General features: G+C 63.4%; 25 protein-coding genes. 10 read left to right on the top strand and 15 right to left on the bottom strand.

From position 1 onward, the window contains the following. Positions 1-116 precede the first annotated feature (116 nt). Positions 117-770, top strand: a complete 654-nt coding sequence (locus QJT78_RS24505; RefSeq protein ID WP_028152560.1) for a hydrolase — start codon at positions 117-119, stop codon at positions 768-770. Between the two features lie 72 nt (positions 771-842). On the opposite strand, the gene QJT78_RS24500 is transcribed toward QJT78_RS24505, so the two are convergent. Next, the gene (locus QJT78_RS24500; RefSeq protein WP_028152559.1) at positions 843-1,571 is read right to left on the bottom strand and encodes a sulfite exporter TauE/SafE family protein; all 729 of its coding nucleotides are present in this window, start codon (positions 1,569-1,571) and stop codon (positions 843-845) included. A gap of 47 nt (positions 1,572-1,618) precedes the next feature. Next, entirely contained in the window at positions 1,619-1,807 is a 189-nt protein-coding gene (locus QJT78_RS24495) for a hypothetical protein (protein ID WP_157790188.1), read from the bottom strand. A gap of 502 nt (positions 1,808-2,309) precedes the next feature. On the opposite strand from QJT78_RS24495, the gene QJT78_RS24485 reads away from it, so the two are divergent. Continuing rightward, positions 2,310-5,375 carry an AAA family ATPase gene (locus QJT78_RS24485; RefSeq protein ID WP_049807657.1) on the top strand — a complete coding sequence of 1,022 codons (3,066 nt, stop codon included), beginning with the start codon at positions 2,310-2,312 and terminating at the stop codon, positions 5,373-5,375. 160 nt (positions 5,376-5,535) lie between these two features. Here QJT78_RS24485 and QJT78_RS24480 read toward each other — a convergent pair whose 3' ends face one another. Continuing rightward, positions 5,536-5,799 (bottom strand): hypothetical protein, encoded by a 264-nt coding sequence (locus tag QJT78_RS24480; RefSeq protein WP_028152557.1) that lies wholly within the window; start codon positions 5,797-5,799, stop codon positions 5,536-5,538. A 339-nt stretch (positions 5,800-6,138) separates the two neighbouring features. Between QJT78_RS24480 and QJT78_RS24475 the strand changes: the two genes are divergently transcribed. Continuing rightward, entirely contained in the window at positions 6,139-6,600 is a 462-nt protein-coding gene (locus QJT78_RS24475; RefSeq protein ID WP_028152556.1) for a universal stress protein, read from the top strand. A gap of 65 nt (positions 6,601-6,665) precedes the next feature. Next, positions 6,666-6,824, top strand: coding sequence for a hypothetical protein (locus QJT78_RS24470; RefSeq protein WP_155258027.1), 159 nt, complete (start codon positions 6,666-6,668; stop codon positions 6,822-6,824). Between the two features lie 66 nt (positions 6,825-6,890). Here the strand turns inward: QJT78_RS24470 and QJT78_RS24465 are convergent, their stop codons facing one another. The 6 genes from QJT78_RS24465 to QJT78_RS24440 all read right to left on the bottom strand — a co-directional run bounded on the left by QJT78_RS24465 (position 6,891) and on the right by QJT78_RS24440 (position 10,553). Next, positions 6,891-7,457, bottom strand: a complete 567-nt coding sequence (locus QJT78_RS24465; RefSeq protein WP_038943503.1) for a DUF1697 domain-containing protein — start codon at positions 7,455-7,457, stop codon at positions 6,891-6,893. A 170-nt stretch (positions 7,458-7,627) separates the two neighbouring features. After that, a complete protein-coding gene (locus QJT78_RS24460; RefSeq protein ID WP_028152555.1) occupies positions 7,628-7,900 on the bottom strand; it encodes a hypothetical protein in 273 nt (90 codons plus the stop codon). 280 nt (positions 7,901-8,180) lie between these two features. Continuing rightward, positions 8,181-8,411 (bottom strand): DUF3551 domain-containing protein, encoded by a 231-nt coding sequence (locus QJT78_RS24455; protein ID WP_028152554.1) that lies wholly within the window; start codon positions 8,409-8,411, stop codon positions 8,181-8,183. A 252-nt stretch (positions 8,412-8,663) separates the two neighbouring features. Continuing rightward, positions 8,664-9,173: a DUF2867 domain-containing protein gene (locus tag QJT78_RS24450; protein ID WP_028152553.1), complete on the bottom strand. Its 510-nt coding sequence runs from the start codon at positions 9,171-9,173 to the stop codon at positions 8,664-8,666. A gap of 160 nt (positions 9,174-9,333) precedes the next feature. After that, on the bottom strand, positions 9,334-10,224 hold the full coding sequence (locus QJT78_RS24445; RefSeq protein ID WP_028152552.1) for a sigma-70 family RNA polymerase sigma factor: 891 nt from the start codon (positions 10,222-10,224) through the stop codon (positions 9,334-9,336). A gap of 20 nt (positions 10,225-10,244) precedes the next feature. Next, complete coding sequence (locus tag QJT78_RS24440; protein ID WP_028152551.1) at positions 10,245-10,553, bottom strand: hypothetical protein; 309 nt, start codon at positions 10,551-10,553, stop codon at positions 10,245-10,247. A gap of 264 nt (positions 10,554-10,817) precedes the next feature. Here QJT78_RS24440 and QJT78_RS24435 point away from each other — a divergent pair, with 264 nt between their 5' ends. The 3 genes from QJT78_RS24435 to QJT78_RS24425 all read left to right on the top strand — a co-directional run bounded on the left by QJT78_RS24435 (position 10,818) and on the right by QJT78_RS24425 (position 13,684). Then, a complete protein-coding gene (locus QJT78_RS24435) occupies positions 10,818-12,224 on the top strand; it encodes a DHA2 family efflux MFS transporter permease subunit (protein WP_028152550.1) in 1,407 nt (468 codons plus the stop codon). Between the two features lie 198 nt (positions 12,225-12,422). After that, a complete protein-coding gene (locus QJT78_RS24430; protein WP_028152549.1) occupies positions 12,423-13,160 on the top strand; it encodes an SDR family oxidoreductase in 738 nt (245 codons plus the stop codon). Between the two features lie 26 nt (positions 13,161-13,186). Beyond that, positions 13,187-13,684 carry a DoxX family protein gene (locus tag QJT78_RS24425; RefSeq protein WP_038943505.1) on the top strand — a complete coding sequence of 166 codons (498 nt, stop codon included), beginning with the start codon at positions 13,187-13,189 and terminating at the stop codon, positions 13,682-13,684. Between the two features lie 58 nt (positions 13,685-13,742). Here QJT78_RS24425 and QJT78_RS24420 read toward each other — a convergent pair whose 3' ends face one another. Further along, the gene (locus QJT78_RS24420; RefSeq protein WP_028152547.1) at positions 13,743-14,411 is read right to left on the bottom strand and encodes a TetR/AcrR family transcriptional regulator; all 669 of its coding nucleotides are present in this window, start codon (positions 14,409-14,411) and stop codon (positions 13,743-13,745) included. 204 nt (positions 14,412-14,615) lie between these two features. On the opposite strand from QJT78_RS24420, the gene QJT78_RS24415 reads away from it, so the two are divergent. The 3 genes from QJT78_RS24415 (at position 14,616) to QJT78_RS24405 (ending at position 20,278) form a co-directional block, all read left to right on the top strand. Further along, the gene (locus QJT78_RS24415) at positions 14,616-15,449 is read left to right on the top strand and encodes a TIM barrel protein (RefSeq protein ID WP_028152546.1); all 834 of its coding nucleotides are present in this window, start codon (positions 14,616-14,618) and stop codon (positions 15,447-15,449) included. Positions 15,450-15,468: 19 nt separating this feature from the next. Beyond that, the gene (locus QJT78_RS24410) at positions 15,469-16,542 is read left to right on the top strand and encodes a Gfo/Idh/MocA family oxidoreductase (protein WP_028152545.1); all 1,074 of its coding nucleotides are present in this window, start codon (positions 15,469-15,471) and stop codon (positions 16,540-16,542) included. 280 nt (positions 16,543-16,822) lie between these two features. Beyond that, entirely contained in the window at positions 16,823-20,278 is a 3,456-nt protein-coding gene (locus tag QJT78_RS24405; protein ID WP_212480320.1) for a tetratricopeptide repeat protein, read from the top strand. Here QJT78_RS24405 and QJT78_RS24400 read toward each other — a convergent pair. The 5 genes from QJT78_RS24400 to QJT78_RS24380 all read right to left on the bottom strand — a co-directional run bounded on the left by QJT78_RS24400 (position 20,232) and on the right by QJT78_RS24380 (position 23,668). After that, positions 20,232-21,029, bottom strand: coding sequence for an adenylate/guanylate cyclase domain-containing protein (locus QJT78_RS24400; RefSeq protein ID WP_038943508.1), 798 nt, complete (start codon positions 21,027-21,029; stop codon positions 20,232-20,234). The genes QJT78_RS24405 and QJT78_RS24400 overlap by 47 nt on opposite strands. A gap of 89 nt (positions 21,030-21,118) precedes the next feature. After that, complete coding sequence (locus QJT78_RS24395; protein WP_014497603.1) at positions 21,119-21,331, bottom strand: hypothetical protein; 213 nt, start codon at positions 21,329-21,331, stop codon at positions 21,119-21,121. 1 nt (position 21,332) lies between these two features. Next, positions 21,333-21,518, bottom strand: a complete 186-nt coding sequence (locus QJT78_RS24390; protein WP_028152544.1) for a hypothetical protein — start codon at positions 21,516-21,518, stop codon at positions 21,333-21,335. Between the two features lie 40 nt (positions 21,519-21,558). Further along, positions 21,559-21,771: a hypothetical protein gene (locus tag QJT78_RS24385; protein ID WP_028152543.1), complete on the bottom strand. Its 213-nt coding sequence runs from the start codon at positions 21,769-21,771 to the stop codon at positions 21,559-21,561. Between the two features lie 703 nt (positions 21,772-22,474). Then, positions 22,475-23,668, bottom strand: coding sequence for an adenylate/guanylate cyclase domain-containing protein (locus QJT78_RS24380; protein WP_028152542.1), 1,194 nt, complete (start codon positions 23,666-23,668; stop codon positions 22,475-22,477). Positions 23,669-23,859 lie beyond the last annotated feature (191 nt).

Raw genomic sequence — 23,859 nt, 5'->3', positions numbered from 1 at the left:
AAACGGTACTACCGCATCGAAGACGGGAACGGCAATAAGTCCTCCAGGTGACGCCGCCCTTGGCGAACGTCTCCCCAAAACCGATGCCGCATCCAACGGCAACAAAGGATGTCATGATGAAACTTCGTAACGGCCTTGCGTCGCTGCTTCGTCCCGAAGACTCAGTGCTCGTTCTGATCGATCACCAGCCCTACCAGCTTGCGAACGTGAATAGCCATGAACCGCAGATGGTGATCAACAACACGGCAGCTCTCGCGAAGGCAGCAAAGGCCTTCGGTGTCCCCACGATCCTGACGAGCGTGATTGCCGAGCGTGGTGGCCTCCTCTTCCCCCAGATCACCGACGTGTTCCCCGGACAGGAGGTGATCGACCGCACCTTCATCAACACCTGGCAGGACAAGAAGGTGGTGGACGCGGTCAAGGCCACGGGCCGCAAGCAGCTGATCATCGCCGGTCTATGGACCGAGATATGCGTCGCGATGCCGACGATCCAGGCCCTCGGCGAAGGCTGGGACGTCACTGTCGTCACGGATGCGTCCGGTGCCGTTTCGGTCGAGGCCCACGAGGTCGCCATCCAGCGCATGATAACCGCCGGCGCCAACATGATGACCTGGTTGGCAGTGGCGGCCGAATGGCAGCGCGATTGGGCCAGGGCCGACCAGGCCGTCAAGCTGACGGAGGTGATCGTGCAGCACGCCGGCGGCAGTGGCATCGCGTTCCTGTGGGAGCAGCAGCTGCTCAACACACCGGTCCCGAAAAGCGCGGGCTAAGCTGAACCGGGTGACGAGGATCGCACCGCTGCAGGGCCTCGTCACCCTCACCTGGAGGCGCGACCGGCGTAACTACACTACCAGCAACAGTCCCGAAACCAGCAAGATGCTGAGGATAATTCGCCGGAACAGTGCGTCATTGACGCAGCGAAAGACAAAAATCCCGAGCGCCGTTCCAGCAACGAGCGCCGGGATGCCGACGGCGAAGTCAACCAGGACCTTTGTCGACAGATCTCCTCGGATCAGCATGAGACCCAGTGCGAATATCTGCATCGCGGCGATGAAGGGTTGAACCATTCCGCGCTGCTCGGTTTTCGGCACGCCGTGGATGTCACACCATATGGTCGGTATTGCACCCGGCATTGCCGTTAACCCGCCGACAAAGCCTCCGCCGAAGCCGATCAATGCATTGCGTCCCGCATTCATCTGCAGGCGATCAGAAAGCGCCGGCCGGAACAACGTGTAGGCCGCGTAGCAGGCGACGGCGAGACCAAAGCTCTCCCTGAAGATCCGGGCGTCCGCAGCTTGCAGCAACCACACGGCGATCGGAACGCCAAGCAATCCGCCGACGACCAGTCCCGAGCTCTGTTTCCAGCAGATGCTTTTTCTCAACGCCCAAAGACCCGCGGCTTGCACGGTGATGCTGCAGGCCATCATCAGCGGGACCGCCTCCCGTGGTGGGAGAACGTGAAGGAGAATCGCGCCGGCCACCGCCGAAAAGGCAAAGCCCGCGAGGCCCGAGACGAAAGCGCCGCAAAACACGGCGATGCTGAGCAGGCACAACGACGCCATGTCGCCCATGAGCTAACCCTTCTTGTCTGTCAAATCCTGGAATAGCGACCTGGCGATCAGTCCCCGGACGACAGTCCGGGCGGCTCGGGCGGTGCCCCAGCATCGCTCGGGCGGGTCGACGTCAACATCGTGGCTGCAAGAATGTGAAAAATGACAACGCAGATGGCGATCGTTGCGAGCAGCGTAGTCTCGCCCGGCGCCGAAATCCGAAGCTTGCGTTCGGACGACTTTTCACTGACCGGCATTGTCACGCCCTCCAACATCTGACCGAGAGGCAAACTGGGGCCACCCATCGTCGGTCAGGTGACGATTCTGTCGAAGGGTGCGCTCTGCCTGCAGCCGTCGCGAATGGTGGAGCGCTTGAAGGAGGCGCCCAAACCAACCCTCCTTTCGGGAAGATTCCGTGGAGGCGACAAACGAACTCGCAGAAAACAACGCATCGCTTCTGGTTGAAGCTCTGCTGCTGAACAATGGTGCGGAGGATGCCGCGATCGACTGAAACATCTTCTGAAGCAACAACCCATAGAACACGCGGGTGAGACGCCGCGCCTTTTCTTCCAAGCGCATGACACGAGCACCTTGTGTGAGTGACTGGATACGGCTGGAAGTATCGAGCGGGACGCCTCGCCACGCTTTAAGGCGAGCTTAATTTGTTCTTATCGTTTCCTTGATTCTGACGGGCGTGCTTGATTTCAGGCCGGTGTACCGGTTGAATATCCGCCTCGCCGCACCTCCGAAGGCATTGTTTTGCTGTATCAATTTGACGAGTTTGTCCTCGACACCGACCGGCGGGAATTGCGCCGTGACGGACGTACGATCCCGTTGCAGCCCCAGGTCTTTGACGTCCTCGAATATCTGATCCGCCACCGCACCCGGGTGGTGACCAAGGACGATCTGATCAGTGCGATCTGGGGCGGACGCATCGTCTCGGAGTCGGCGCTCACCACCCGCATCAACGCAGCCCGTACCGGAATAGGCGATTCCGGCGAGACGCAGCGGCTGATCAAGACTTTGCCGCGCAAAGGCGTCCGCTTTATCGGCACGGTGCGGGAAGCGGCCAGGGAGGTCGAGAACGCGGTCGTACCTCTGAAAACCGAAATCTCCACCCTGGTGGTCGGCCGGACCCCCTCCTTCGCGACGATCGACCAGATGACGCGGCACGTCCTGTCCGGCAAACAGCAGATGGCTTTTGTCACCGGAGAAGCCGGGATCGGCAAGACGGCCTTCGTCGCCAAGGCGCTCGAGCAGCTGACGGAACAGGGCTTCGATCAGCTCTATGGGCGCTGCACCGAACGGTTCGGAACAGACGAGGTCTTTCTTCCACTCATCGATGCGCTGGTGAGCCGTTATCGCGCAAACAGTCCGGAATTGATTTCGGCAGTTCGCGCCCACGCACCCACCTGGATCCTGCAATTGCCAGGCGTCATCGACGCATCGGAACGCGCGGCTTTCCAGGACGAAGTGTTCGGCGCGACGCGCGAGCGGATGCTGCGCGAATTTTGCGATCTTCTGGAAGCGCTGAGCATCGACCGCCCCTGGGTTCTTGTTCTCGAAGATCTGCATTGGAGCGATTTCGCGACGCTCGACGTACTGTCTCGCTTCGCGCGCGGGAACGGCAAGGCACGCGTGCTGGTCCTCTGCTCCTATCGTCCGGCCGACAGTTCCGTCGGCGGGCATCCCATCCCTCGCCTGCACCGGGATCTCGAGATTCATGGATATTGCAGCGAATTGCGCCTCGATCGGTTGTCGCGTCCGGAGGTCGAGCGTTACCTGGCATTGCGCTTCTGCGACGAGCAGCTTGCCTCCAGCCTGTCAAAGCCGGTCTTCGAGCGAACGCTGGGACATCCCCTGTTTGTTGGCACGCTGCTCAAGCACTTGATCGACCAGGAGTCGATCATCGAAATCGACGACGGATGGCGCCTGTCCTCACAGGCGGCATTTGCGCAAGACCGCATTCCAGACAGCCTCGTGAACATGATCGGCCACGAGCTCGATCGCCTCACCGACAACGAGCGGCGCCTGCTCGATGTCGCCAGCGTTGCCGGCGAAGAATTCTCCGCGGCCCTCGTTGCGGCCGGCCTGTGCGACGATGCGATCGACGTTGAAAGCGACATCGAAGCGTCGATCCGGAAGGATCAGATCCTCGTTCGTTCGGGGGCTTCCGAGTGGCCCGATGGCACATATTCGGGCTGCTACGCCTTCCGTCACATTCTCTATCAGAACATCATCTACCAGAATCTGCCGCCCGGGCGCCGCGCACAAACGCACAAGTTCCTGGGCAAGAGGCTGGAGGAGGCCTATGCCGGCCGCACCCCTGAAATAGCGCCCGCGCTCGCACTTCACTTCGAGCAGGGTCGCGACTTTCCGAGCGCGTTGCGTTACCTCCGGGAAGCGGCAAAGAACTCGACGAAACGCCTCGGCCACGCGGAGGCCGCAAGCTATCTCACCCGCGCGCTTGGCATACTCGATCGTTTCGATGCTGCCGACAAATTCTCAACCCGCGTCGCTCTTTTGCGGGAGCGAAGCTGGGCTCTTCGCTCGTGCGGCGACCTCGCCGGCTCCATCCGCGATCTGCGAGACATGATTGCCTGCGCCGAACAAGCGGGCGAGATCAAGCAACAGCTCAACGGCCTCACGGCGGTGAGCAGCCTCTGCTTGCGCGTGGATCGCCACGCCTGCCTCGAGGCCGCTGAAGACGTGCTGTCGCGAAGCCAGGCGCTGGCGGACGACACATTCAAGGCTCTGGTCCAGGGCAGCAGCGCGAGCGTCAACCTGTTCCTCAACGGCTGGCGCAAACAGGACGCCACGCTCTGCGACAGGGCGATCGAGCTGAGCGCGGATGCCACGAATTATGGCATCCTGATCAGGCGCAATGGAATATCCGGTATCGTCGATTGCTGGAGGTCGCGGTACCAGGAGTGCCGCCGCGCCGGCACGGAAGGCAAGCGGCTGGCGCGCCTGGCAGGCGACGTCTACACTTTTGTTCTGTTCAACGTTCTTGAGTCGATCGCGCTTATTCATCTGGGCGAATGGCGCGAATTGCGACGTGAAATCACGGCCGGCCTCGAACTGGCCGTCAGGAACGCGAACGGCCCCAGCAGCGCATTGTGCCGGCTGACGCTTGCGTGGTTGCACGTCGAAGCGATGGACTTTGATGGAGCCCGTGAGCTCTGCGAAAGCGTCGACGATAGTCTGCTGGTCGGCGATCAGTCGACGTACTTCCACAAGCGGGCCGTCCTCGCCAAGGCCTATGTCGGGCTGAACGACCCGTCGGGAGCTCGCAGGCAATTCGACGACATCGAGCGCCGCAGGCATGAAGAAGGCATCGACATCGAATTTACCGCCGCGACGCAAGTGTATCATTGTCTCGGCGAATATTACTTGCAGGTTGACGACTTTACGCAGGCTGAGAGCTGTGCGCGCCAGCTCCACGACTATGTGGCCACGGCTCCGGATCTCAATCACCTGGCCCAGGCCCACGGACTGCTCGCCCGTACTGCGCTTGCCTTGGGCAATTCAGCGGAGGCCCGGTTGCAGCTGTCCCGCGCGCTGGAGATCGTCGACAGTACCGACTTCCCGATTGCTTCCTGGCGGGTGTACCGCACGGCCGCCGAGATCTTCGCGAAGTACGGAGACGTCGACAGGGCGGCGACGTATCGCATGCGATTTGTCGAGACCGTCCGAAGGCTCGCGCAAAATTTCGAACCCGGGGATCGGCTGCACAAGAGCTTGCTCGCCATGTTGGCGACGCGAACAGCGCAACTGGAAGCAATGACCTCTCTGCCTTCGCGGCCCGACAGTACGCGCCATTGACCCGATCCGCCTCGGCACGCATGGCGGCCAGGTCTGCAATCTGCCGCTCAGTCGGCCGAAATGCCGTTAAACTGTGCGGCAAGTTGCGATGATAATGGCTAAGCACCTTTGAGCTTCGCACCGCGCGCCAATCCTTTCGGACGCCGGCGAGGTCGGATGCTCAGCATATCATCGGGTTATCCCCGTGATCGCAAACCCCACCCGGTTGATCCGAGGGCACTGGCGCAAATGCGTGGTAGGCCGGCGCAGCGATCGATCGCTCGCCCTCGAAGCGAGAGTTCGCCCCCACGCCCTGTTCGGTGTGCCGATCGCCGGTGCGGTGCTCACGCGCCTGGATCGGCGTGCTGAAGATTGCGGTGACGACCAGTCCGGTCAACAGGGCTTTGGACAGGACTGACGCGATGGGATTTTTGAATGGTGTCATCGTGGTGGTTCCTTTCGTTTGGGGGATCTCCCGCGAGGCAAGAGATCCGATCCACCACGCTTAGACGTGCGTTGTCGCGCGCTTATTCCCAACTCACAAAGTAGTTTCCGAGGCGCGTACAATCCTCTCAGACACGAGACAGAGCACTACGCCAGATTCGGTTGCCTGCATCGAACGTGAATAAAGGTTTAGTGAGCCGAGAACCGGACGTGTCCACGCGGCGCGAGGCGAGCCTTTCGAGGCTGTGACGGCGAGACCGAAAACACGCATGGACCCACGGCGCGTATACGATCATATTACCCAGGCATCACTTTGTTCGAAGAGCAAAGGATTGGTCGAATGTACGCCAACATTCTCTTGAGCACGGACGGATCGGACGTCGCCCGAAAAGGCGTTGAGCATGGCATTGCCCTGGCGAAGGCGTTGAATGCCAGGCTGACGATCATCACGGTGACGGAATCGCTGCCGGTCGACTATGGAAGCGGACACGCCTCGGGATGGATTCCGACGCAGGAGGAGGTTGACAGCTATGACACAGCCTGCAAAGCCCGTGCAGGCAAAGTGCTCGATGAAGCGCGCGCCATGTCGGAGCAGGTCGGCACGCCTGCGGAACTCCTGCACGTTCCGAATGCGCACCCGGCGACTGCGATCATTGAAACAGCAGAGTCGAGAGGCTGCGACCTGATCGTCATGGCCTCTCACGGGCGTCGCGGCCTCAGGAAGCTGTTTTTGGGCAGCCAGACATCCGAGGTCCTGGTGTACGGAAGCGTGCCGGTGCTGGTCGTGCCGAAGCCGGCATAGCGCAGGGACTTACCCGGCGTCGCTCGGCTGTTCTGCTGGGCGAGCCCAACCAAAACAAGACGCAATTGACCGCTCTCACGCGGCAGGAGAATTTCATGGTCAGTGAAAAAGGCCCGAACATCAAGAAGAAGCAGAAATGCAAAAATTGTGAAGGCAAAGGCTTGCTCAAGAAGGGCGACAAGGTGGTGAAGTGCCAGCGCTGCAAGGGCACGGGGGTGCGGTGATGTTGAGTTGATGACCGCTCTATTCCCGGGGATTGCGATGACAGTGCACCTCCCCAGCGATCGATTTTATTTTCGATCTGCGAGGCTGGATCGGGCCGAAGTCACGGCGTCACCGATTCGCCTTAGCGTATTCGTGTTGCGCAACGTGCCGACGCCCTTCAGGCGCCCCGCGCCTAACGCCGACAGCAAACGCGATCGCGCTGGATCGCCCGTAAAATGGATCCAGAGATCGCCGCCGGCGACGGCAATTCGTTCATCGCTGATATAGCGTGCCAGGGCGTTTTCGCTGCCTTTCGGGATTGGACTGCGCATCACGCGAACGGCGACCCTTTGCGGATCAGCGGTCGCTTCGGCACGAAACGGGTTTGCGCGTAGCAGGCGTCGCCACGCGTCAGCGTTGCGTACGATGATTGCGACATGCTTGCCGAACCGCACGGTGAAGGCCGCTTCGAGATTTTCTTCCAACTCGGAAGTCGACGCCTTGTCGCTGTCAAACGTCAGATTTCCCGTCGCGCCGATGGTTCTGGGGTCGTGGAGGCCGAGGCCTTGCGCCATGGCACGCAGCTCGGTCATCGCCAATCGCCGGCCGAGCGGGAGAACCACACTGTAAAGCAGGGCCACATAGGTCGTCATCGTTGGATGGCTCTCGTTTTCGATCGGCTATCCTGACCAGCTTTATCTTTCACAAAGTCAAATATCTTACGGGGTGCAGTCAAGCACTGTCACCGTAATAGCCCGCACCATGAAGCCACTGGTATTCCGGCCGGCAACATCAAGCTTCGTGCAGTATTCTGAGCGATCCATCACAGAAAGGTCACGAGCTCATAAGCCAGCACGGCTCCGCCAAGACAGCGCCGCCATGGGTTCACCCCGCGGAAAATCTCGTCGAGGGCCCAAACGATGAGGCCGCCTTTGAACACGATGGCCAGGGCAATAGCGGCAGTGCCCGGCGGCTGCCAGACCCAGCGCAGGACACCGGCCACGATGACGACCCAGAGAACGAGGTTGGGGGCCTGGGCGATCGTGATGTCACCGGTTTCGCGATTCCGAAAGAACCATTGCAGGAACCTGGACATGATCGCGCTCGCCTTTCCGATCGCGAGGATACTCGAATACTCCGGTCGCCGCGATTGCGGCCGTCCCGATGTCTGCGATCGAGGGCCGCGTCAGGTCTTTCGCGATTTCGGGAGATGACGACGACAACGCTGAATGGCTTGCCATCGACGGGCCGCCTGTGCGTCCCGGCGCATTGCGGCTTCTTCGGTGGAGCAGCCAGATCGAACAAGGGCGCCGTCGCCGGCGCCCTTCATCGCTTGCCCCTCAATCCCGGCTGCGATGCAGCACGTGCCGTTGCTGCTACGGCGCGTAGGCCCGCATCGGGTTGATACCGCAGCTTTCGTTGGTGCCGCTCGCGGTGGCGCGGCACTGCTCATAGGTGGAAAACTCGCAATTGCCGGGGTAACCCGATTGGCGGCCCTGCAGGCAATAGGTGTCCTGCACCTCGGTTGCGGACGCCGCGGTAGAGGATGCCGCGACGGTCAGGGTGGAAACCGCCGCAAGGACGGCGATGGCGAGATGACGATGCATGAGGGAACTCCTGTGTAGCGCTCGCCGGATGCGAGAACTCTCGTGAGCTAACGTTTCAGATCTCGAATACTTCGCAGGCGGAGAGATTAAATCGCTGTTATGTGCCACAGGGGCGGCACGCCCGTGCTCCGCTCCACCACGCACTCCGCACCATCGATAACGTAGGGTGCGTGACGAAAATCCCTGATGGTGGCGGGCTTGTCGCCGACCCAGCACGTACCGAATTTGGTCCAGCCGGCTAGCCGCGCGACCTTACAGTTCAGCTGGCCAGCCCGATCGCTCGGCTCGACGCAAAGACGACTTTACGATCAGGCGATGGAAGGGTGCGATTCCCGCGATATAGGCCCGCCCTCCCAAATGATTGAAGGTCACAACCGTTGTGGCGACAAGTCGGCGGCACAAGGCGGACTCTTCAACCAAAACGGACAAACGGAAGTCGAGATGGCGATCGTCCTCGCCAAGAACAATCTCATGACGACGCCGATCGTAGACCCGAAAGAAATCGATCCTGTCGGTCGCAACGTCACCGCGCAATTCAGACGATGTCTTAAGACCAAACCCCGCAACCAAAGTGTCCCTTAGAGCCACCAGCCAGCCAACCCACCGCGCCTGCCCCATAAGCATATGGGTGGCGAGGCGCTCGGCGTCGCCCGTCGCATTGCTCGGTAGATCGATCGCGAATGCGTCAGCGAAGCCCGCCTTGGCGTAGAGCGGCTTGAGCACCGAACGTTCCGGCAAATCCACTCGAGCAACGCGCGCCATCGATGTTCCGCCGGACTGAATGGAAGCGAGGAGGTGGTGGAGACCAATAGCACCAGCGGGGTTCTCCAACAAGCGGCGAGGCCACCGGGCAAGTCGGTGCCCCTTTCCGCTCAGCGGCAATTGAAACTGAAGCTCAGACCACGCTGCCGGCCACGCCCACTCACCCTTCATCCACCACGCACTCCGCACCATCGATAACGTAGGCTGCGTGACGAAAATCCCTGATGGTGGCGAGCTTGTCGGCGGACCAGTTCAACAGCATGAAATATTTCGGCCGCCCGCTCGGCTCGTTCGGATCGAACACCAGGATCGCGGGACGTCCGTCGACCTGTCCCGTCACCAGGTGCCAGTCGCTGATCTTCGAATAATTGCCGAAGTATTTCGACACCTCGGCCTTGCCGTTCAGCCTGGTGCGGTTGACGAGCTCGAGCCTGACGTCATCGGCGATCATGGCGCGGATCGCGTCGAAGTCGCGGGCATTGAAATGACCGACATAGGCGTTGAGCCGCGTGCGGTCGGCCTCCGACAGGCCCGGCTGCGGCGCGTCGTCCGGCTCCTCGGCAAACTCACGCAGCTGCGTGCGCCCACGATGCAGCGCGGCCTTCACCGCCGGCAGGCTGAAATCCATGATGTCGCAGACCTCGGCAAGCGAGCAGCCGAGCACGTCCATCAGGATTACGCTGGACCGCTGCGCCACCGGCAGCCGCATGAAGGTGCGTAGACTGGTCGCAGCGATCTGGCGGCTTTCCACATCATCGAGCTGGTCGGCAATCATCTCCACCTCCTCAGCCGAATGCAGCGCTTCTTGCCGGTTGCGGCGGCGCAGGAAATCCAACGCGGTGTTGTGCGCAATGCGGAACAGCCAGCCCTCCGTATTGACGACGGGCGTGACCGATTGCAGCGCTCCCATCGCCTTGATCAGCGCATCCTGCAGCACGTCCTCACCGTCGATGACCGAGCCGACCATGCGCGCGCAGTAGCGATGCAGCTTCGGCCGCAACCGCGCCAGCAGCGCCTCGATATCGATGGTGGCCAGTGGCTCTGGCGCCATTGCTCCTCCGCCTCGCCTGGTCAGGACTCGTCCAGCATACGGTAGTTGCCGACGATCCTCACATCACGAACCAGCGGCGGCTCGGCGCAGCGGTCGCGTATGCCGTCCTGGAACGCCTGAAACGCCCTCAGTTTCGGGATCGGGCTCGAGCCGTCCTCGGCCGTAGCCTCGACCAGATGGATGAAGGTGTCGTCCTCCAGCCGCAGCGTCAGATAGCGCACGCCGTCCGGCCCGGCCGCCTTCAATTCCGCAAATACGGCCGAAACCAGCTCGGCGTTCCTGTCGGCCTGCTCCGGCTTGGCCTTGTACCTGATCAACGTCCTTTTCATCGCACGCTCCTTGTTCATCTCGCGACCTGGCTCGCTCATCGCGCTCCATCTTTCCATTTTGGCATGACCTTCCCGGACAAGCGGTGGCCCGCCTTTCCGGATCAAGCTCGCCTCAATGGCCGCGTCATCCCCAAGGACGTTTGGCGGCCGGCGAAGGATGCGGCCCGGAAAAAAATATTTCGGGGCGCATCCTTTGCCCCTCCGGCCTCGTCTAGCCCGCAGAACGCGCCGCGACAGGGTGGCTCGACACACGGAGTGAGGGCGATGCAGACCCCGACCAATCGCGCCGAGAAGAACTGGGTGCTTGGCGTCACCGCGCTGGCATCCTTCATGATGGCGCTGGACGCCATGGTCATTACGACGGCATTCGCGGCCATCCGCGCCGAATTCGGCAGCCCGGTCGAGACGCTGCAATGGACCGTCAACGCCTTCAACCTGACCTTTGCCGTGCTGCTCCTGACCGGCGCCGCGCTCGGCGACCGCTTCGGTCGCCGCCGCATGTTCGCGGCCGGGATCGCCCTGTTCGTCGTTGCGTCGGCGGCCTGTGCGCTCGCCGGCAATGCCACCGCGCTGATCGCCGCCCGCGCGTTGCAGGGCGCCGGCGCCGCGCTGGTGATGCCGCTGGCGATGGCGATCCTGAGCGGCACGTTCGGCCGCGACGAGCGCGCCCGCGCGCTCGGCATTTTCAGCAGCATCACCGGCTGCGCACTGATCATAGGCCCGGCCATCGGCGGCTTCATCACCGAACATTTCGGCTGGCGCTGGGTGTTCTGGATCAACCTGCCGATCGGCCTGATCGTGATCACCCTGGTGTTGGCACGCTTGCGCGAAAGCTTCGGACCGGCCGCCGCACTGGACATCCCCGGCCTGGTGCTCGTCGCCCTCGCGGCGCTCGCGCTGGTCTGGAGCCTGTTGCGCGGCAACGCCGTGCGGTGGGCGAGCGCCGAAGTCATGGGCACGCTGATGTCAGGCCTGGTGTTCACCGCCGGCTTCGTGCTCTGGGAATTGCGCGCGGCCGCGCCGATGGTGCCGATGCGGCTGTTTGCGTCGCGCGCCCTCGCCTCCGGCATGTCCGCAAGCGTCCTGTTCTACGCCGCGATGTATGGCGTCTTGTTCCTGCTGCCGCAGTTCCTGCAGACCACGCTGGGCTTCGACGCCTTCGGCGCCGGACTTCGCCTGCTGCCCTGGACTGCGACGCTGTTCGTCACCGCCCCGATCGCCGGCGCCGTCGTCAACAGGTTCGGCGAGCGGCCGCTGGTGGTAACGGGATTGCTGATGCAGGCGATCGGCCTTGGCTGGATCGCGGAGATCGTGAGCCCCGCGGTTGCCTACTCCGCTCTGGTCGCGCCGCTGGTGCTGGCCGGCGTCGGCGTCTCGATGGCGATGCCGGCAGCGCAGAACGCGATCCTGAGCTCGGTCGCGGTGGCCGAAATGGGCAAGGCATCCGGCGTCTTCAACATGGGCCGCTTCCTCGGCGGCATGTTCGGCATCGCTGCACTGGTGGCGACCTTCTCGGCCAACGGCGGGGTCTACTCGGCCGCGCATTTCGAGAGCGGATTTGCTGCGGCGATGCGCCTCGCCGCAATGCTGTCGTTAGGTGGCGCGATTGCGGGGCTTTTCCTGCCGGCACGGCGACGGACCGCCGGTGCAGCCGCGCCGCAAGATGCGTGACGCGCCCACAAGCACGGGGCTGCGGTGATGGTGAGGTGATGACCTCCCTCATACCAAGGTAAGGGCCTCCAAGCCGTCAGCGGCGGATACCGGCACCATTCACTGTTCGCCCCATCCGAACAGTGAAGCCAATTCTAGCGAGATTATCCAGCCAACCTCCCCGCCTATTATCTCCCCATCAAACAGGGAGACCCCACCATGACCACCCAGCACCCACGCACAGCCATCGTCACTGGCAGCTCGAAGGGCATCGGCGCGGCGGTCGCCGAGCGGCTGGCGCGGGACGGCCTCGCGGTCGTCGTCAACTATGCGAGCGGCGCTGCGCCGGCCGAGGCGCTGGTGGCGAAGATCAAGGCCGCCGGCGGAGCGGCGATTGCGGTCAAGGCCGACATCAGCAAGCTGGCTGACGTGCGCGCGCTGTTCGACGCGGCCGAGACAGCGTTCGGCGGCGTCGACGTGCTCGTCAACAATGCCGGGATCATGAAGGTCGCCCCATTGGCCCAGACCACCGACGAGGTGTGGGACCAGACCATCGCGATCAACCTCACCGGCACCTTCTATGCGCTGCGTGAGGCGGCGAAGCGGCTGCGCGAGGGCGGGCGGATCGTGAATTTCTCGACGAGCGTGGTCGGGCTTTATCAGCCGACCTATGCGGCTTACGCCGCGACCAAGGCCGGCATCGAGGCGATTACCCACATCCTCTCGAGGGAGCTGGGCGTGAGGCGGATCACGGTCAACGCGATCGCGCCGGGACCTGTCAACACCGAGCTGTTCCACAACGCCAACCAGCACGACATCTCGCCGATCATCGACCGCACGCCTCTGCATCGTCTCGGCGAACCCGACGACATCGCGCGCGCGATCTCGTTCCTGGTCGGGCCCGACGGTGGCTGGATCAACGGCCAGATCCTGCGCGCCAATGGCGGCATTATCTGAAGCCGCATCGTCTGGAGATCATGACCATGAGCGATGCGATCACGGGCGGGGCCCCGCGGCGCAGCCCCGCGTCCCTGCTGTTGCCTGGCTTGCGAAATTTCTACGAGATCGCCAATCCCGTTTCCTATGCGTTTCTGCGCGTTGCCTTCGGATTGATCCTGTTCACGCATGGCTTGCCGAAACTGCTCGGCGAGTCCCACGGCGCCATGGCCAATCCGTTCGCGAGCTCCATCAATTTCATCACCAATTCATTGCATTTTCCGGCCCCGGTGGCGTTCGGCTATTTCGTGATGCTGCTGGAAACCATCGGGGCCATCATGCTCGCCGCGGGCCTGTTCACTCGCCTCGTCGCGCCGATGGTCGCCGTGCAGATGGCGATGATCTGCCTGATCCATTACCCCAAATGGACCTGGATCGATCGCGGCATGGAGTACCCGTTCCTGATGGGCCTCGTTGCCCTGCACTTGTCGTTTCGGGGCGGCGGGCGATTTTCGGCGGACCGCTTGATTGGACGTGAGCTTTGAAGGCGCGCCGGGCGACCCTGCCCGCTCCGGCCGCGCGAGGTCTTCACGCCGCCGCCGTTCAATCGCCCCGCACATAACGCCACAGCAGATCGGCGATCTCGGCGCGGCGCTGCGCCCTCGCCTTTGACGAGGACATGTCGAAGGCGAATTGCGCCTCGAACGTGTGACGGTTGGCGACCGCGAAGAAGCTCAGCGCATTCAGCGTCATGTGCAGCTCGACCGGATCGATGCCGGGCCGGATCGCGCCGCAGGCCGCACCGCGCTCCAGCACCTTGGCAATCTGGCTGATGCTCGGCTGCGTCATCTCCTTGAGCCTGCGGCTGATGGCCATGTGCCGTCCGCGATGGATGTTCTCGATGCTGACGAGGCGGACGAATTGCGGATGGGCCTGGTGGAAATCGAAGGTGAACTCGGCAAGCCGGCGGATCGCGGCCTCCGGCTCCAGCGCCTCGAGATGAAGATCCTCCTCGGCGGCGCGCATCTCCGCATAGGCCATCTCCAGCACCGCGGTGAACAGCTCTTCCTTCGAGTTGAAATAGTAGAAGATCAGCCGCTTGGTGATGTTGGCACGGGCGGCGATGGCGTCGGTGTTGCCGCCGGACAAGCCGTTCTCGGCGAACTCCTCGAAGGCGATGTCGAGGATCTCCTGCCGCGTCCGCTCGCGGTCGCGCCGCCTGATCGGCACGGGCTTCGCCGCCCGGACGGGCTGCTTCTTCACACCTGGCATCTGGCCCTTCGGTCCTTCGCGGCGGCCGGTCGCGGCCTCGCCCTCCCTCCATAGCGCAATCGCGGGCGCTTGACATCAATTATCCCGTTGGGTAATTAGCAATTAACCCGTAGATTAATTACGAGGGAGGAGACACATGCGCTTGATCGGCGATCGCCGCGCCAGCTCCCGACTGCCGCGATTACCTGTCCAGGCGAGCAGGCCATGATCGCGCTCGGCCTTGCCCATCTCACCGCCTTGGAGCTTGCACCCACAGCGCTGATTGCCGAGGCGGCGCGGGCCGGGTTTGCCGGCGTCGCGCTGCGCTTCATCCCAGCGACCAGCGACGGGCCGGCCTATCCGACGCAGGTCGGCACCGAGGCCCACCGAGCGCTGAAGCGCGTGCTTGACGACGAAGGCGTGCGGGTCAGCGACATCGAGCTGGTCCAGCTCAAGCCCGGCATCGACATCTCCTCGCTCGCAGGCTGTCTCGAAGCCGGCGCCGATCTCGGCGCCACAGCGATCATCGCTTCGGGCGACGATCCGGATCGATCCCGGCTCACCGCGCGTTTCGCCGAGCTCTGCCAACTCGCCGCGTCGTTCGGACTGCGCGTCGACCTCGAATTCATGCGCTGGCGCGCGATCGGCACCCTGGCGCAGGCCGCGGCGGTCATCCGCGACGCAGGCCAGACCAACGGCTCCATCCTGGTCGACGCGTTGCACCTGGCGCGCTCCGGCGGCCGCGCCGCCGACCTGATCCCGCTTCCCGACCATTGGCTTCGCGCCGCGCAACTCTGCGATGCCGCCGCCGAAACGCCGGCAACGGACACGGCCATCATCGCCGAGGCGCGCGCGGGGCGGCTGCCGCCCGGCGACGGCGCTCTGCCGCTCGGCGCACTGCTGGAGGCGCTGCCCGCCGTCACCGCCCTCAGCGTCGAGATGCCGTTGCCGGCACTCGACGCGAGAGAGCGGATCGCCACGGCGTTCAACGCGGCCAGGAACTTGCTCGAAGGCCATGCCCGCGGCGCCAAACGCCGCGACTGTCACGGCTGGGCCTAAACCCAACGGAATGCACGAGATGACAAAAATCAGGATTGGCGTGATCGGCGCAGGATTGATCGGGCGCAAGCATCTGCGCAAGCTGGCCGAGCATGGCGATTACGAGCTCGCCGGCATCGCCGACGTCAACGCCGAGCAGGTCGCAGCCGAGCAGCCCGACGCACGCGTCTTCGCGGATTACCGGAAGCTGCTCGACGAGGCGCGGCCCGAGGCCGTGATCATCGCATCGCCCAATCAGCTCCACGCCGAGAACGGCATCGCATGCGCGCGGGCCGGCATCCATATCCTGATCGAAAAGCCGGTCACCGATACGCTGGAGACCGTCGCCGGCCTGATCGCGGAGGTCCGCAAGGCCGGCATCCGGTCGCTGGTCGGGCATCACCGCCGCCATCATAGGCAGGTGAAGGCGCTCAAGGCGCTGCTTGGCGAGGGCCGCATCGGCGATATCGTCGGCGTCTCGGCGATCTGGGCCACGCACAAGCCGGCCGACTATTTCAAGGCCGCGACCTGGCGGTCGCAGGCCGGTGGCGGGCCGATCCTGATCAATCTGATCCACGAGATCGACTTCCTGCGCTTCGCGGTCGGCGAGATCGTCGCCGTGGAGGCCATCGCCGCGAACCGGCAGCGCGGCTTCGCAGTCGAGGATACCGCCGCCGCGCTGCTCGAGTTCGAGAACGGCGCGCTCGGCACGTTCTTCCTCAGCGACTGCGCGGTGACGCCCTGGACGATGGAGCAAGGTCTCGGCGAGGCGCCGGAGTTTCCGTTCAGCGGCCAGAGCAGCTACCGCCTGATGGGCCGCCGCGGCGCGATCGAATTCCCAAGTCTCGATCAATGGACGCAGGAAGGCGGCGCGCAGGACTGGAACAGGCCGATCCAGGCACAGGCCAATCATGCGGCGTCGATCGATCCTTACGTCGCCCAGCTCGATCATTTCCGCGACGTGGTGCGCGGCGTGACGCCATCGCTGCAACCGGTCGAGGACGGCGCACGAAGCCTGCTGGTGACGCTCGCGATCGCAGAGGCCGCTACGGCGCGACGGCGCATCGACCTGCGCGAGCGCTACGCGGCGTTCGGTGAGCAGGCAACGACCTAGAGAACGGCTTTCACCGCCGTCGGACAGACGCGAACGGGCCAAGCCCCCCCCGCGCCCTGATGAATGAAGGCACGGAACGCTCACGCCGCGCCAGCTTCGCACCAGCTTCGCACCAGAAACTGGCGCAACGGGACGCTAGGGTCGCGCTCGGTGAATCCCGCAGGCACGGCTGAACGCGAACTGACGGAACGAGAAGGCAAGTGCGATGGACGTCTCCTTCGCGTGACTGAGCATCAGTCAGCAATTTTGCGCTGTCTCCTTTTCCCTTTCTGGTCAGCTTATGAATCGTCAAGAGCGTCGGGCCGCGGCCAAGCAACAATCCAAGACGGTCGCACCTCGACTTTTGCCGCGGCATCTGGAGGCCGCGAAACAGGGCAAATCGCTGTTTGATCTCGGCCGGTATGCCGAAGCCCTGGAATGCTTCGACCTGTTCGCTAAGTTCAATCCTGACGTCGCGGCTCTGCATCAGACGCGCGGCCTTTGCCTGCAACGCCTGGGCCGGTTCGAGGAAGCGCAGGCCGCCTTCGAGAGGTCCATTGCGCTGAACCCCGGCGAGGCGGAGACGCACAAGAACCTCGGGACGCTTCATGCGAAATTTTACCGGTTCGAGCGGGCCTTGGCGAGCATCGATCGCGCGCTCGAACTTCGTCCGAATTTTTCCGCAGCGCTCAACGAAAAGGCGCGGGCGTTGTGGAGCCTGCAATTGCGGGACGAGGCTCTCGCCGCCTTTCGCAAATCGCAGGCGGTCGACCCGGGCAATGCGGACACCATCTGGAACCTCGCACTGCTGCTGCTCGATCTCGGCCGGCACGCGGAAGCTCTCGAAGCCTTCAACGCCGCCGAGCCGCTGAAGCCGAATTCCGCAGCTCTGTATCAGAAGCGCGGCGCCTGCCTCCGGGAGCTGAACCGGCTCGAGGAAGCGGAGGCCGACTACGCGAAGTCGATCGAGCTGGACTCCAGCCAGGAGGAAACGCACAACAACCTCGGCTCGCTTCACTGGAAGCATGGCCGCATCCCGCAGGCATTGGCGAGCTTCGATCGGGCGCTCGAACTTCGACCGGATTTTGCCGCGGCGCTTTCCAACAAGGCGCTGGTGCTGCTGAATCTGCTGTCGCTCGATGAAGCCTTCGCGGCCTTTCACAGGTCCCTGGCGATCGATCCGAGTCATGCGCCGGCGACCTTCAATCTGGCGACGCTTCAGCTTCTGACCGGAGACTTCGAACGCGGCTGGCTCGGGCGCGAAGCGCGTTGGCGAATTCCCTCTTTCGGCTTGCTCGATCGCGGTCTTCCCCAGTCCCTCTGGCTTGGTAACCAACCGATCGAAGGCAAGACCATCCTGCTTTATTGCGACGAGGGACTGGGCGACTCGATTCAGTTCGCGCGCTATGTGCCCATGGTGGCCGCGCTCGGGGCTCGGGTCATCCTGGGAGTCCAGCCTCCGATCCAGCGGCTGCTGGCCGATGTGCCCGGCGTCGCGACGTGTATCGGCCAATCGTCTGCGACGTCGCTGTCGTTCGACCTGCACTGTCCGCTTGGAAGCCTGCCTCTAGCGTTCGGGACGCGGCTCGATACGATCCCGTTCGCGCAAGCCTACCTTCCTGCGCCTCCGGCGGCGTGCGTGAAGGCCTGGGAAGACCGGCTTGAAGACCGGCTTGGCCCCCACAAGCGCTTCCGCGTCGGTCTCGTCTGGTCGGGAAATCCGGATCACAACAACGATCGCAATCGATCGATGGCGCTGCGCACGCTTGCGCCTCTCCTGGATTGCGACGTCCAGTTCGTCAGCCTGCAAAAGGGCGCCCGCGACCAGGACCGGGCCTTCCTCGGAGAACGTCCTGACATCGTCGACCTGACGGATCAGATCACGGATTTCAGCGACACGGCGGCATTGATTGGTTGCCTTGACCTGGTGATCTCGGTCGACACCAGCGTCGTTCACCTCGCCGGCGCGCTGGGCGCTCCGGTCTGGACGTTGTTGCCCTTCAACCCGGATTGGCGCTGGCTGCTCAACCGCGACGACAGCCCGTGGTATCAATCCATGAGGCTGTTCCGGCAACCGGAGATTGGCGACTGGGCCAGCGTCGTGGACCGCGTTCGCGTCGAGCTCGAGGGCCTGGTTTCGGCATGGCAGCCGGAAGCACGGTCACACCAGAGCAAAGCGTCGTCCCCCAAGACACAGGATGCGCTGCTCTCGAATCAGCTCGGCAATCAGCTCTGGCAACTCGGGCGTACGGACGAGGCTGTACTGCATTTCCAGCGGGCACTGGAGCTGAATCCGCAATATCTGGAGGCGGCGAACAACTGCGGCATGCTGCTGTTTGATCTCGGCCGGTACGCGGAGGCCCTGGAATCCTTCAACGTAGTCGAGAAACTGAATCCAAATTCCGCAGCTCTCTATCAAATGCGCGGCGTTTGCCTGCTGGAGACGAAGCAATTCGAGGAAGCGGAGGCCGACTTCGAGAAGTCCATTGCGCTGGACTCCAGCCTGGCGGAGACGCACAGCAACCTCGGCTTGCTTCATTCGAGATTGGGCCGAATGGAGCAGGCATTTGCGAGCATCGATCGCGCGCTCGAACTTCGTCCGGATTTTGCCGCAGCGCTCGCCAATAAGGCAGTGGTGTTGTTGAATCTGCAGTTGCCGGATGAAGCTTTCGCGACCTTTCACAGATCCTTGGCGGTCGACCCGCACGATGCGCGGACGATCTGGAACCTTGCGCAGCTTCAGATGCTGACCGGAGACTTCGAGCGAGGCTTGCCCGGGCGCGAAGCGCGCTGGAGACTCTTTCCAGTCGATCGCGGTTTTTCCCAACCCCTCTGGCTTGGCGACCAATCGATCGAAGGCAAGACCATCTTGCTCTATTCCGACGAGGGATTGGGCGATACAATCCAGTTCGCGCGCTATGCGCCCATGGTGGCCGCGCTCGGGGCTCAAGTGATCCTAGAGGTCCAGCCTCCGGTCCAGCGGCTCCTGGCCGATGTGCCCGGCGTCGCAAAATGTATCGGCCGCCCGTCTGCGACGTCGCTGTCGTTCGACCTGCACTGTCCGCTTGGAAGCCTGCCGCTGGCGTTCGGGACGCGGCTCGAAACGATCCCGTTCGCGCAAGCCTACCTTCCTGCGCCTCCGGCCGCGTGCGTGAAGGCGTGGGAAGACCGGCTTGAAGACCAACTTGGCCCCCGCAATCGCCTCCGCGTCGGTCTTGCCTGGTCGGGGAACCCGGATCACACCAACGATCACAATCGATCGATGGCCCTGCGCACGCTTGCTCCCCTCCTGGATTGCGACGTCCAGTTCGTCAGCCTGCAAAAAGGCCTCCGGGATCAGGACCGGGCCTTCCTCATCGAACGTCCTGACATCGTCGACCTGACGGAACAACTCACGGATTTCGGCGACACCGCGGCGCTGGTTTGTTGCCTCGATCTGGTGATCTCGGTCGACACCAGCGTCGTTCACCTCGCCGGCGCGATTGGCGCTCCGGTCTGGACGATGTTGCCTTTCAACCCGGATTGGCGCTGGCTGCTCGACCGAGACGACAGCCCGTGGTATCGCTCCATGAGGCTGTTCCGGCAACCGAAGAGAGGCGACTGGGCCAGCGTCGTCGACCGCGTTCGCGTCGAGCTCGAGGGCCTGGTGTCCGCGCGGCGCAGCCGCGACGGTGCGAGCGACGAGCTTGTAACTGCACTTGCGGGCCCCCTCACGCCTCCACCCGATACAGCCTCCACCGCTCCGGCACACCCTTGAGCTGGTGCATGCCGTGATCCCTGAAGCTGATGGTCGATTGTGCCTTCAGCAAATCCTTGACCGCGCTCGAGACCAGGACTTCGCCGGCCCGCGCTTTCGCGGCGACGCGGGTGCCGATGTGGAAGGCGAGACCGACCATTTCGCCGCCGCTGATCGTGTACTCGCCCGCATGCAGGCCGACCCTGATCTCTAGCCCCAGCGTGCGCACGGCCTTCTGGATCGCGGTCGCGCAACTGATCCCGGCAGCCGGCGCCTTGAACGTCGCCAGCACGCCGTCGCCCGTCGTCACGACTTCCTTTCCGCGCGAGCTCTTCAGCTCCTTGCGGACGGCTGCGTAATAATGGCCCATCACCTTGGTCCAGCGCGCATCGCCGAGCTTCGCGGCCTTGGCGGTGGAGCCGACGATATCGACGATCAGGATGGTGGCGAGCGCCCGCTTGAGATCGGTGCCGCGCTCGACGGAGCGGCGCCGGAGCGCGATAGCTCCGACCAGCGGCTCATAGCGATGGCTGCGGCGCCGCGCGATCGCGGCCTTTGCGTAATCCTGGGCACGCTGCGCCGTGCCGCACCGAACTGTCTTCTCCTGCGGCGAGCGCGTCCAGTAGACCTTGCGCCCGGCACCGGTGCCTTGGACCTCCACGCCGCCCCACTTCAGGAAAACCGCCGAGCCGACGCGCCTGACACACCACGCCTTCGACGTGTATCCCGATACGTTCGACTGATGGACTCCGATGCGAAGGAATTTTGGCATGAACGCGCGGCCAGTCGACGGAACGTTTGGGCGGACCTGCAACCAACGTATTCGCACATTCCTGCATTGGCAACAGGGCTCCTCGCACCCTACGCTCCCCTGCGAGCCTCCTGCTTGCCGATCGAGCAGCGCCACGCCGCGAGACGTTCGGCTGGATGCTGCGCCATCCATTCGGCGAGCTGCGGCGCTCCCATCAGACAGGACTGCATCGTCACGTCAGCGAAATCCGAGGTCGTGACGATCTGCTCGTGGCAATCCGTCGGCGACGAGAGGCTGCAGAGCACAGCAATGATCTTGATCATGTCACGAGAGCTCCTTCGACGTGCTCGGGCTCTGCGTCGCCGCCCGAGTGGTCGGCCGCGGCTCGATGGGCCGCTCACCGTCGGGATCGGCCGGCGGAAACACGGCGTCATAGATGGCGCGTGCTTCCCGGATCAGACGCTCACGCTCGCGCTCGGCTCTTGTGACCAGTCGAACAATTTCGCCCATATCGGCTCCACGGGGTGGCAAGAGAGGAAACTGAACGCAATCACGGGTACGATTCGTATCGGGTGCCGGCCGAACGCGCCGATGACCTCGCCGCATCGACGCTTGATGCCTTTTCGGCGCGCCGCTGATAGTCATTGGCCAGCATCTCGAGACGGGTCGCGACCACGGTGTCCGTCATGGTCCGGGCCGCGCGCAGCAGGCTCTGCGCCGTCTCGAGATATTCCTTTCCTCGTCGTGACATCTGCATGGTCATAGGCGCCTCGCGCGGTTTTCTGAAAACATGTCGACAACCGACGGAAATCGACCGAACCAGTCGCGCTCACCCTGCCGGCGCGTCGCCAAACGTTCGACGCACTTTTTCGAGCAAAGGGGCTTTCGCCAAGAGTAGTAGCGGACCAGGCCAAACTTGCCGTCGCACGCGGCACAGCGAGCGGTTCGACTTCCAGAAACTTGGGAACAGTTTGGCATTGGTGTCTCCTCTTGTGGTCGCGTCCGATGTGTCGATCACCTTTTCTGTTGCATCGAGGCAGCCGCATCGACTGTCCTCGACCAAATCTTGCGGCACCAATCGCAACGCCGCCAGTGAACCCAACCTAAGCGTCCTGCGCGAACATATCTTTCAACAACGCGTCCGATATTGCCCATAAGCACGACTTCCGTCGTGCGCAGGGGACGTACCCCGACAATTGCGCGTTTGCGCGATCGCCCGATTCCGGAACTGGATCGACGTCACGGCGACGCACGCATGCACCGCTAATCACGGCCCATCGAGGCCATGACGAGCGGAGATAGCGACCGTCGTTCGGAGATGCCGGGGTGTGCAGGACGATGGCAAGCTGGCGTTGCCGATGATGATCTGGATTTCTCCGCCATGCCGCGCAATTGGCGGCGCGCGGGTCATCGGCAATCTTGCGTCAGCAAGATTTCAACGGGCCGGCGACGTCGAGCATTCCGCCTCAGCCGTGAAACGCAAACAGCTCGATCGGATCGCTGAAGCCGCGCACCTCGTATTTGCCGACATGCTCGAGCTCGAACTCCCGTTCGACCAGATCGGCGAAGGCGCGCGAGAGCAGCACGGGTCGTCCGAGCTGCTTGGTCAGGGCTTCGAGACGAGAGGCCATGTTGACGGCGGGACCGATGACGGTGAAGTCCAGCCGGCTGGACGATCCGATATTGCCGTACATGACGTCGCCGACGTGGACGCCGATGCCGTAGTTCAGCGGCGCGCGGCCGGTCCCGTTGTTCCGTTCGTTCAGCGCGGCCATGGCCTGCCGGGCTTCAGTCACGGCGCGCAGCAGGTTTGCGCAGGCGCTGGGCTCGCTGAGCGGGAAAATCGCGAGCAGGCCGTCGCCGATGAATTTCAGGATTTCGCCGCCGTGCCGCGCGATCGGCTCCGACATCGCGTCGAAATAGTCGTTGAGAAGATCGATGACGTCGTCGCGCGGCCAGTTGTCCGAGATCTTCGTGAAGTCACGGAGGTCGCAGATCATGATCGCGGCACGCACCGTCGTGCCGGTGCCGCGCCGCGTGGCCCCGGCCAGGATGAGCTCGCCGGCATGGGAGCCGACATAGGTCTCGAGCAGCGTTCGCGCCAGGCGGTTCTTGACGCGGATCTCGCTGACCAGCGCCAGCACCGGCAGCACGTTCTTGAGCGCAACGAGATGCGCGTCGTCGAAGCCGCCGGGGCGATCGGTCGCGAAGGTGACGAGATGGCGCTTGCCGAGTGTGTGGTGGAGCGGCCAGGCGACGTAGTCGGTCAGACCTTTCGCGCGCATCTCGTCATAGACCGCGTGCCTGCGGCCGAGCGACGGATCGCCTTCGAGGTTCTCGCGGAGTTCGCTCGCACCGTCCAGCATTTCGCTGACAGGGCTGCCGATGAACTCGGATCGCTCGAGCACGTCGAAGTCGACCCGCGAGATCTTCGCTTCGCGCATGCCATCCAACCACGTAAAGCTGGCGCCGAGCCATTGCGGATGCTGGATCCGGACATGCATCGTCGACCGCTTGAGCGGAATGCCCGCCTGCTGGAGGCGGATGCACATCTCGGCAAAGATGTTGTCGATGAAGCGCTCGGCGCTCGTGCCGTTGGTCAGCCAGTCGACGACGCCGTCGGATAGCGTGGTGGGGCGATTTTGGTCTGGCGCGGTCATATCCTGCCCGTTCATATCGTGGCTCGCGCGGCGGTCCGCATGATCAGGGCAGATATCGTGTTCCGGCGCCGCGGCGTCAACCTAGTACCCGGAATCAGAGCTGAGTGATACGGCGGCCTTTGAAACGGCGTTGACGGACCTTTTTCTTGGTCCAGACGAAGGGCTCGGCTCTGTCGTTGTATGCGTTGACG

The sequence above is a fragment of the Bradyrhizobium sp. Mp27 genome, from assembly GCF_029953005.1.
Taxonomy (GTDB): Bacteria; Pseudomonadota; Alphaproteobacteria; order Rhizobiales; family Xanthobacteraceae; genus Bradyrhizobium; species Bradyrhizobium barranii.
Note: the sequence above shows the minus strand (reverse complement) of the source record. Positions and strands in the feature narration are given on the sequence as shown.

Coding starts and splice junctions, on each gene's coding strand:
- QJT78_RS24410 (WP_028152545.1), top strand. CDS start 15,469: ATGACAAAAATCAGGATTGGCGTGATCGGCGCAGGATTGATCGGGCGC.
- QJT78_RS24430 (WP_028152549.1), top strand. CDS start 12,423: ATGACCACCCAGCACCCACGCACAGCCATCGTCACTGGCAGCTCGAAG.
- QJT78_RS24495 (WP_157790188.1), bottom strand. CDS start 1,807: ATGCCGGTCAGTGAAAAGTCGTCCGAACGCAAGCTTCGGATTTCGGCG.
- QJT78_RS24480 (WP_028152557.1), bottom strand. CDS start 5,799: ATGACACCATTCAAAAATCCCATCGCGTCAGTCCTGTCCAAAGCCCTG.
- QJT78_RS24395 (WP_014497603.1), bottom strand. CDS start 21,331: ATGATCAAGATCATTGCTGTGCTCTGCAGCCTCTCGTCGCCGACGGAT.
- QJT78_RS24445 (WP_028152552.1), bottom strand. CDS start 10,224: ATGGCGCCAGAGCCACTGGCCACCATCGATATCGAGGCGCTGCTGGCG.
- QJT78_RS24390 (WP_028152544.1), bottom strand. CDS start 21,518: ATGGGCGAAATTGTTCGACTGGTCACAAGAGCCGAGCGCGAGCGTGAG.
- QJT78_RS24465 (WP_038943503.1), bottom strand. CDS start 7,457: ATGACGACCTATGTGGCCCTGCTTTACAGTGTGGTTCTCCCGCTCGGC.
- QJT78_RS24500 (WP_028152559.1), bottom strand. CDS start 1,571: ATGGGCGACATGGCGTCGTTGTGCCTGCTCAGCATCGCCGTGTTTTGC.
- QJT78_RS24385 (WP_028152543.1), bottom strand. CDS start 21,771: ATGACCATGCAGATGTCACGACGAGGAAAGGAATATCTCGAGACGGCG.
- QJT78_RS24450 (WP_028152553.1), bottom strand. CDS start 9,173: ATGGCGCGCGTTGCTCGAGTGGATTTGCCGGAACGTTCGGTGCTCAAG.
- QJT78_RS24415 (WP_028152546.1), top strand. CDS start 14,616: ATGATCGCGCTCGGCCTTGCCCATCTCACCGCCTTGGAGCTTGCACCC.
- QJT78_RS24455 (WP_028152554.1), bottom strand. CDS start 8,411: ATGCATCGTCATCTCGCCATCGCCGTCCTTGCGGCGGTTTCCACCCTG.
- QJT78_RS24505 (WP_028152560.1), top strand. CDS start 117: ATGAAACTTCGTAACGGCCTTGCGTCGCTGCTTCGTCCCGAAGACTCA.
- QJT78_RS24380 (WP_028152542.1), bottom strand. CDS start 23,668: ATGACCGCGCCAGACCAAAATCGCCCCACCACGCTATCCGACGGCGTC.
- QJT78_RS24420 (WP_028152547.1), bottom strand. CDS start 14,411: ATGCCAGGTGTGAAGAAGCAGCCCGTCCGGGCGGCGAAGCCCGTGCCG.
- QJT78_RS24400 (WP_038943508.1), bottom strand. CDS start 21,029: ATGCCAAAATTCCTTCGCATCGGAGTCCATCAGTCGAACGTATCGGGA.
- QJT78_RS24425 (WP_038943505.1), top strand. CDS start 13,187: ATGAGCGATGCGATCACGGGCGGGGCCCCGCGGCGCAGCCCCGCGTCC.
- QJT78_RS24460 (WP_028152555.1), bottom strand. CDS start 7,900: ATGTCCAGGTTCCTGCAATGGTTCTTTCGGAATCGCGAAACCGGTGAC.
- QJT78_RS24435 (WP_028152550.1), top strand. CDS start 10,818: ATGCAGACCCCGACCAATCGCGCCGAGAAGAACTGGGTGCTTGGCGTC.
- QJT78_RS24475 (WP_028152556.1), top strand. CDS start 6,139: ATGTACGCCAACATTCTCTTGAGCACGGACGGATCGGACGTCGCCCGA.
- QJT78_RS24405 (WP_212480320.1), top strand. CDS start 16,823: ATGAATCGTCAAGAGCGTCGGGCCGCGGCCAAGCAACAATCCAAGACG.
- QJT78_RS24440 (WP_028152551.1), bottom strand. CDS start 10,553: ATGAAAAGGACGTTGATCAGGTACAAGGCCAAGCCGGAGCAGGCCGAC.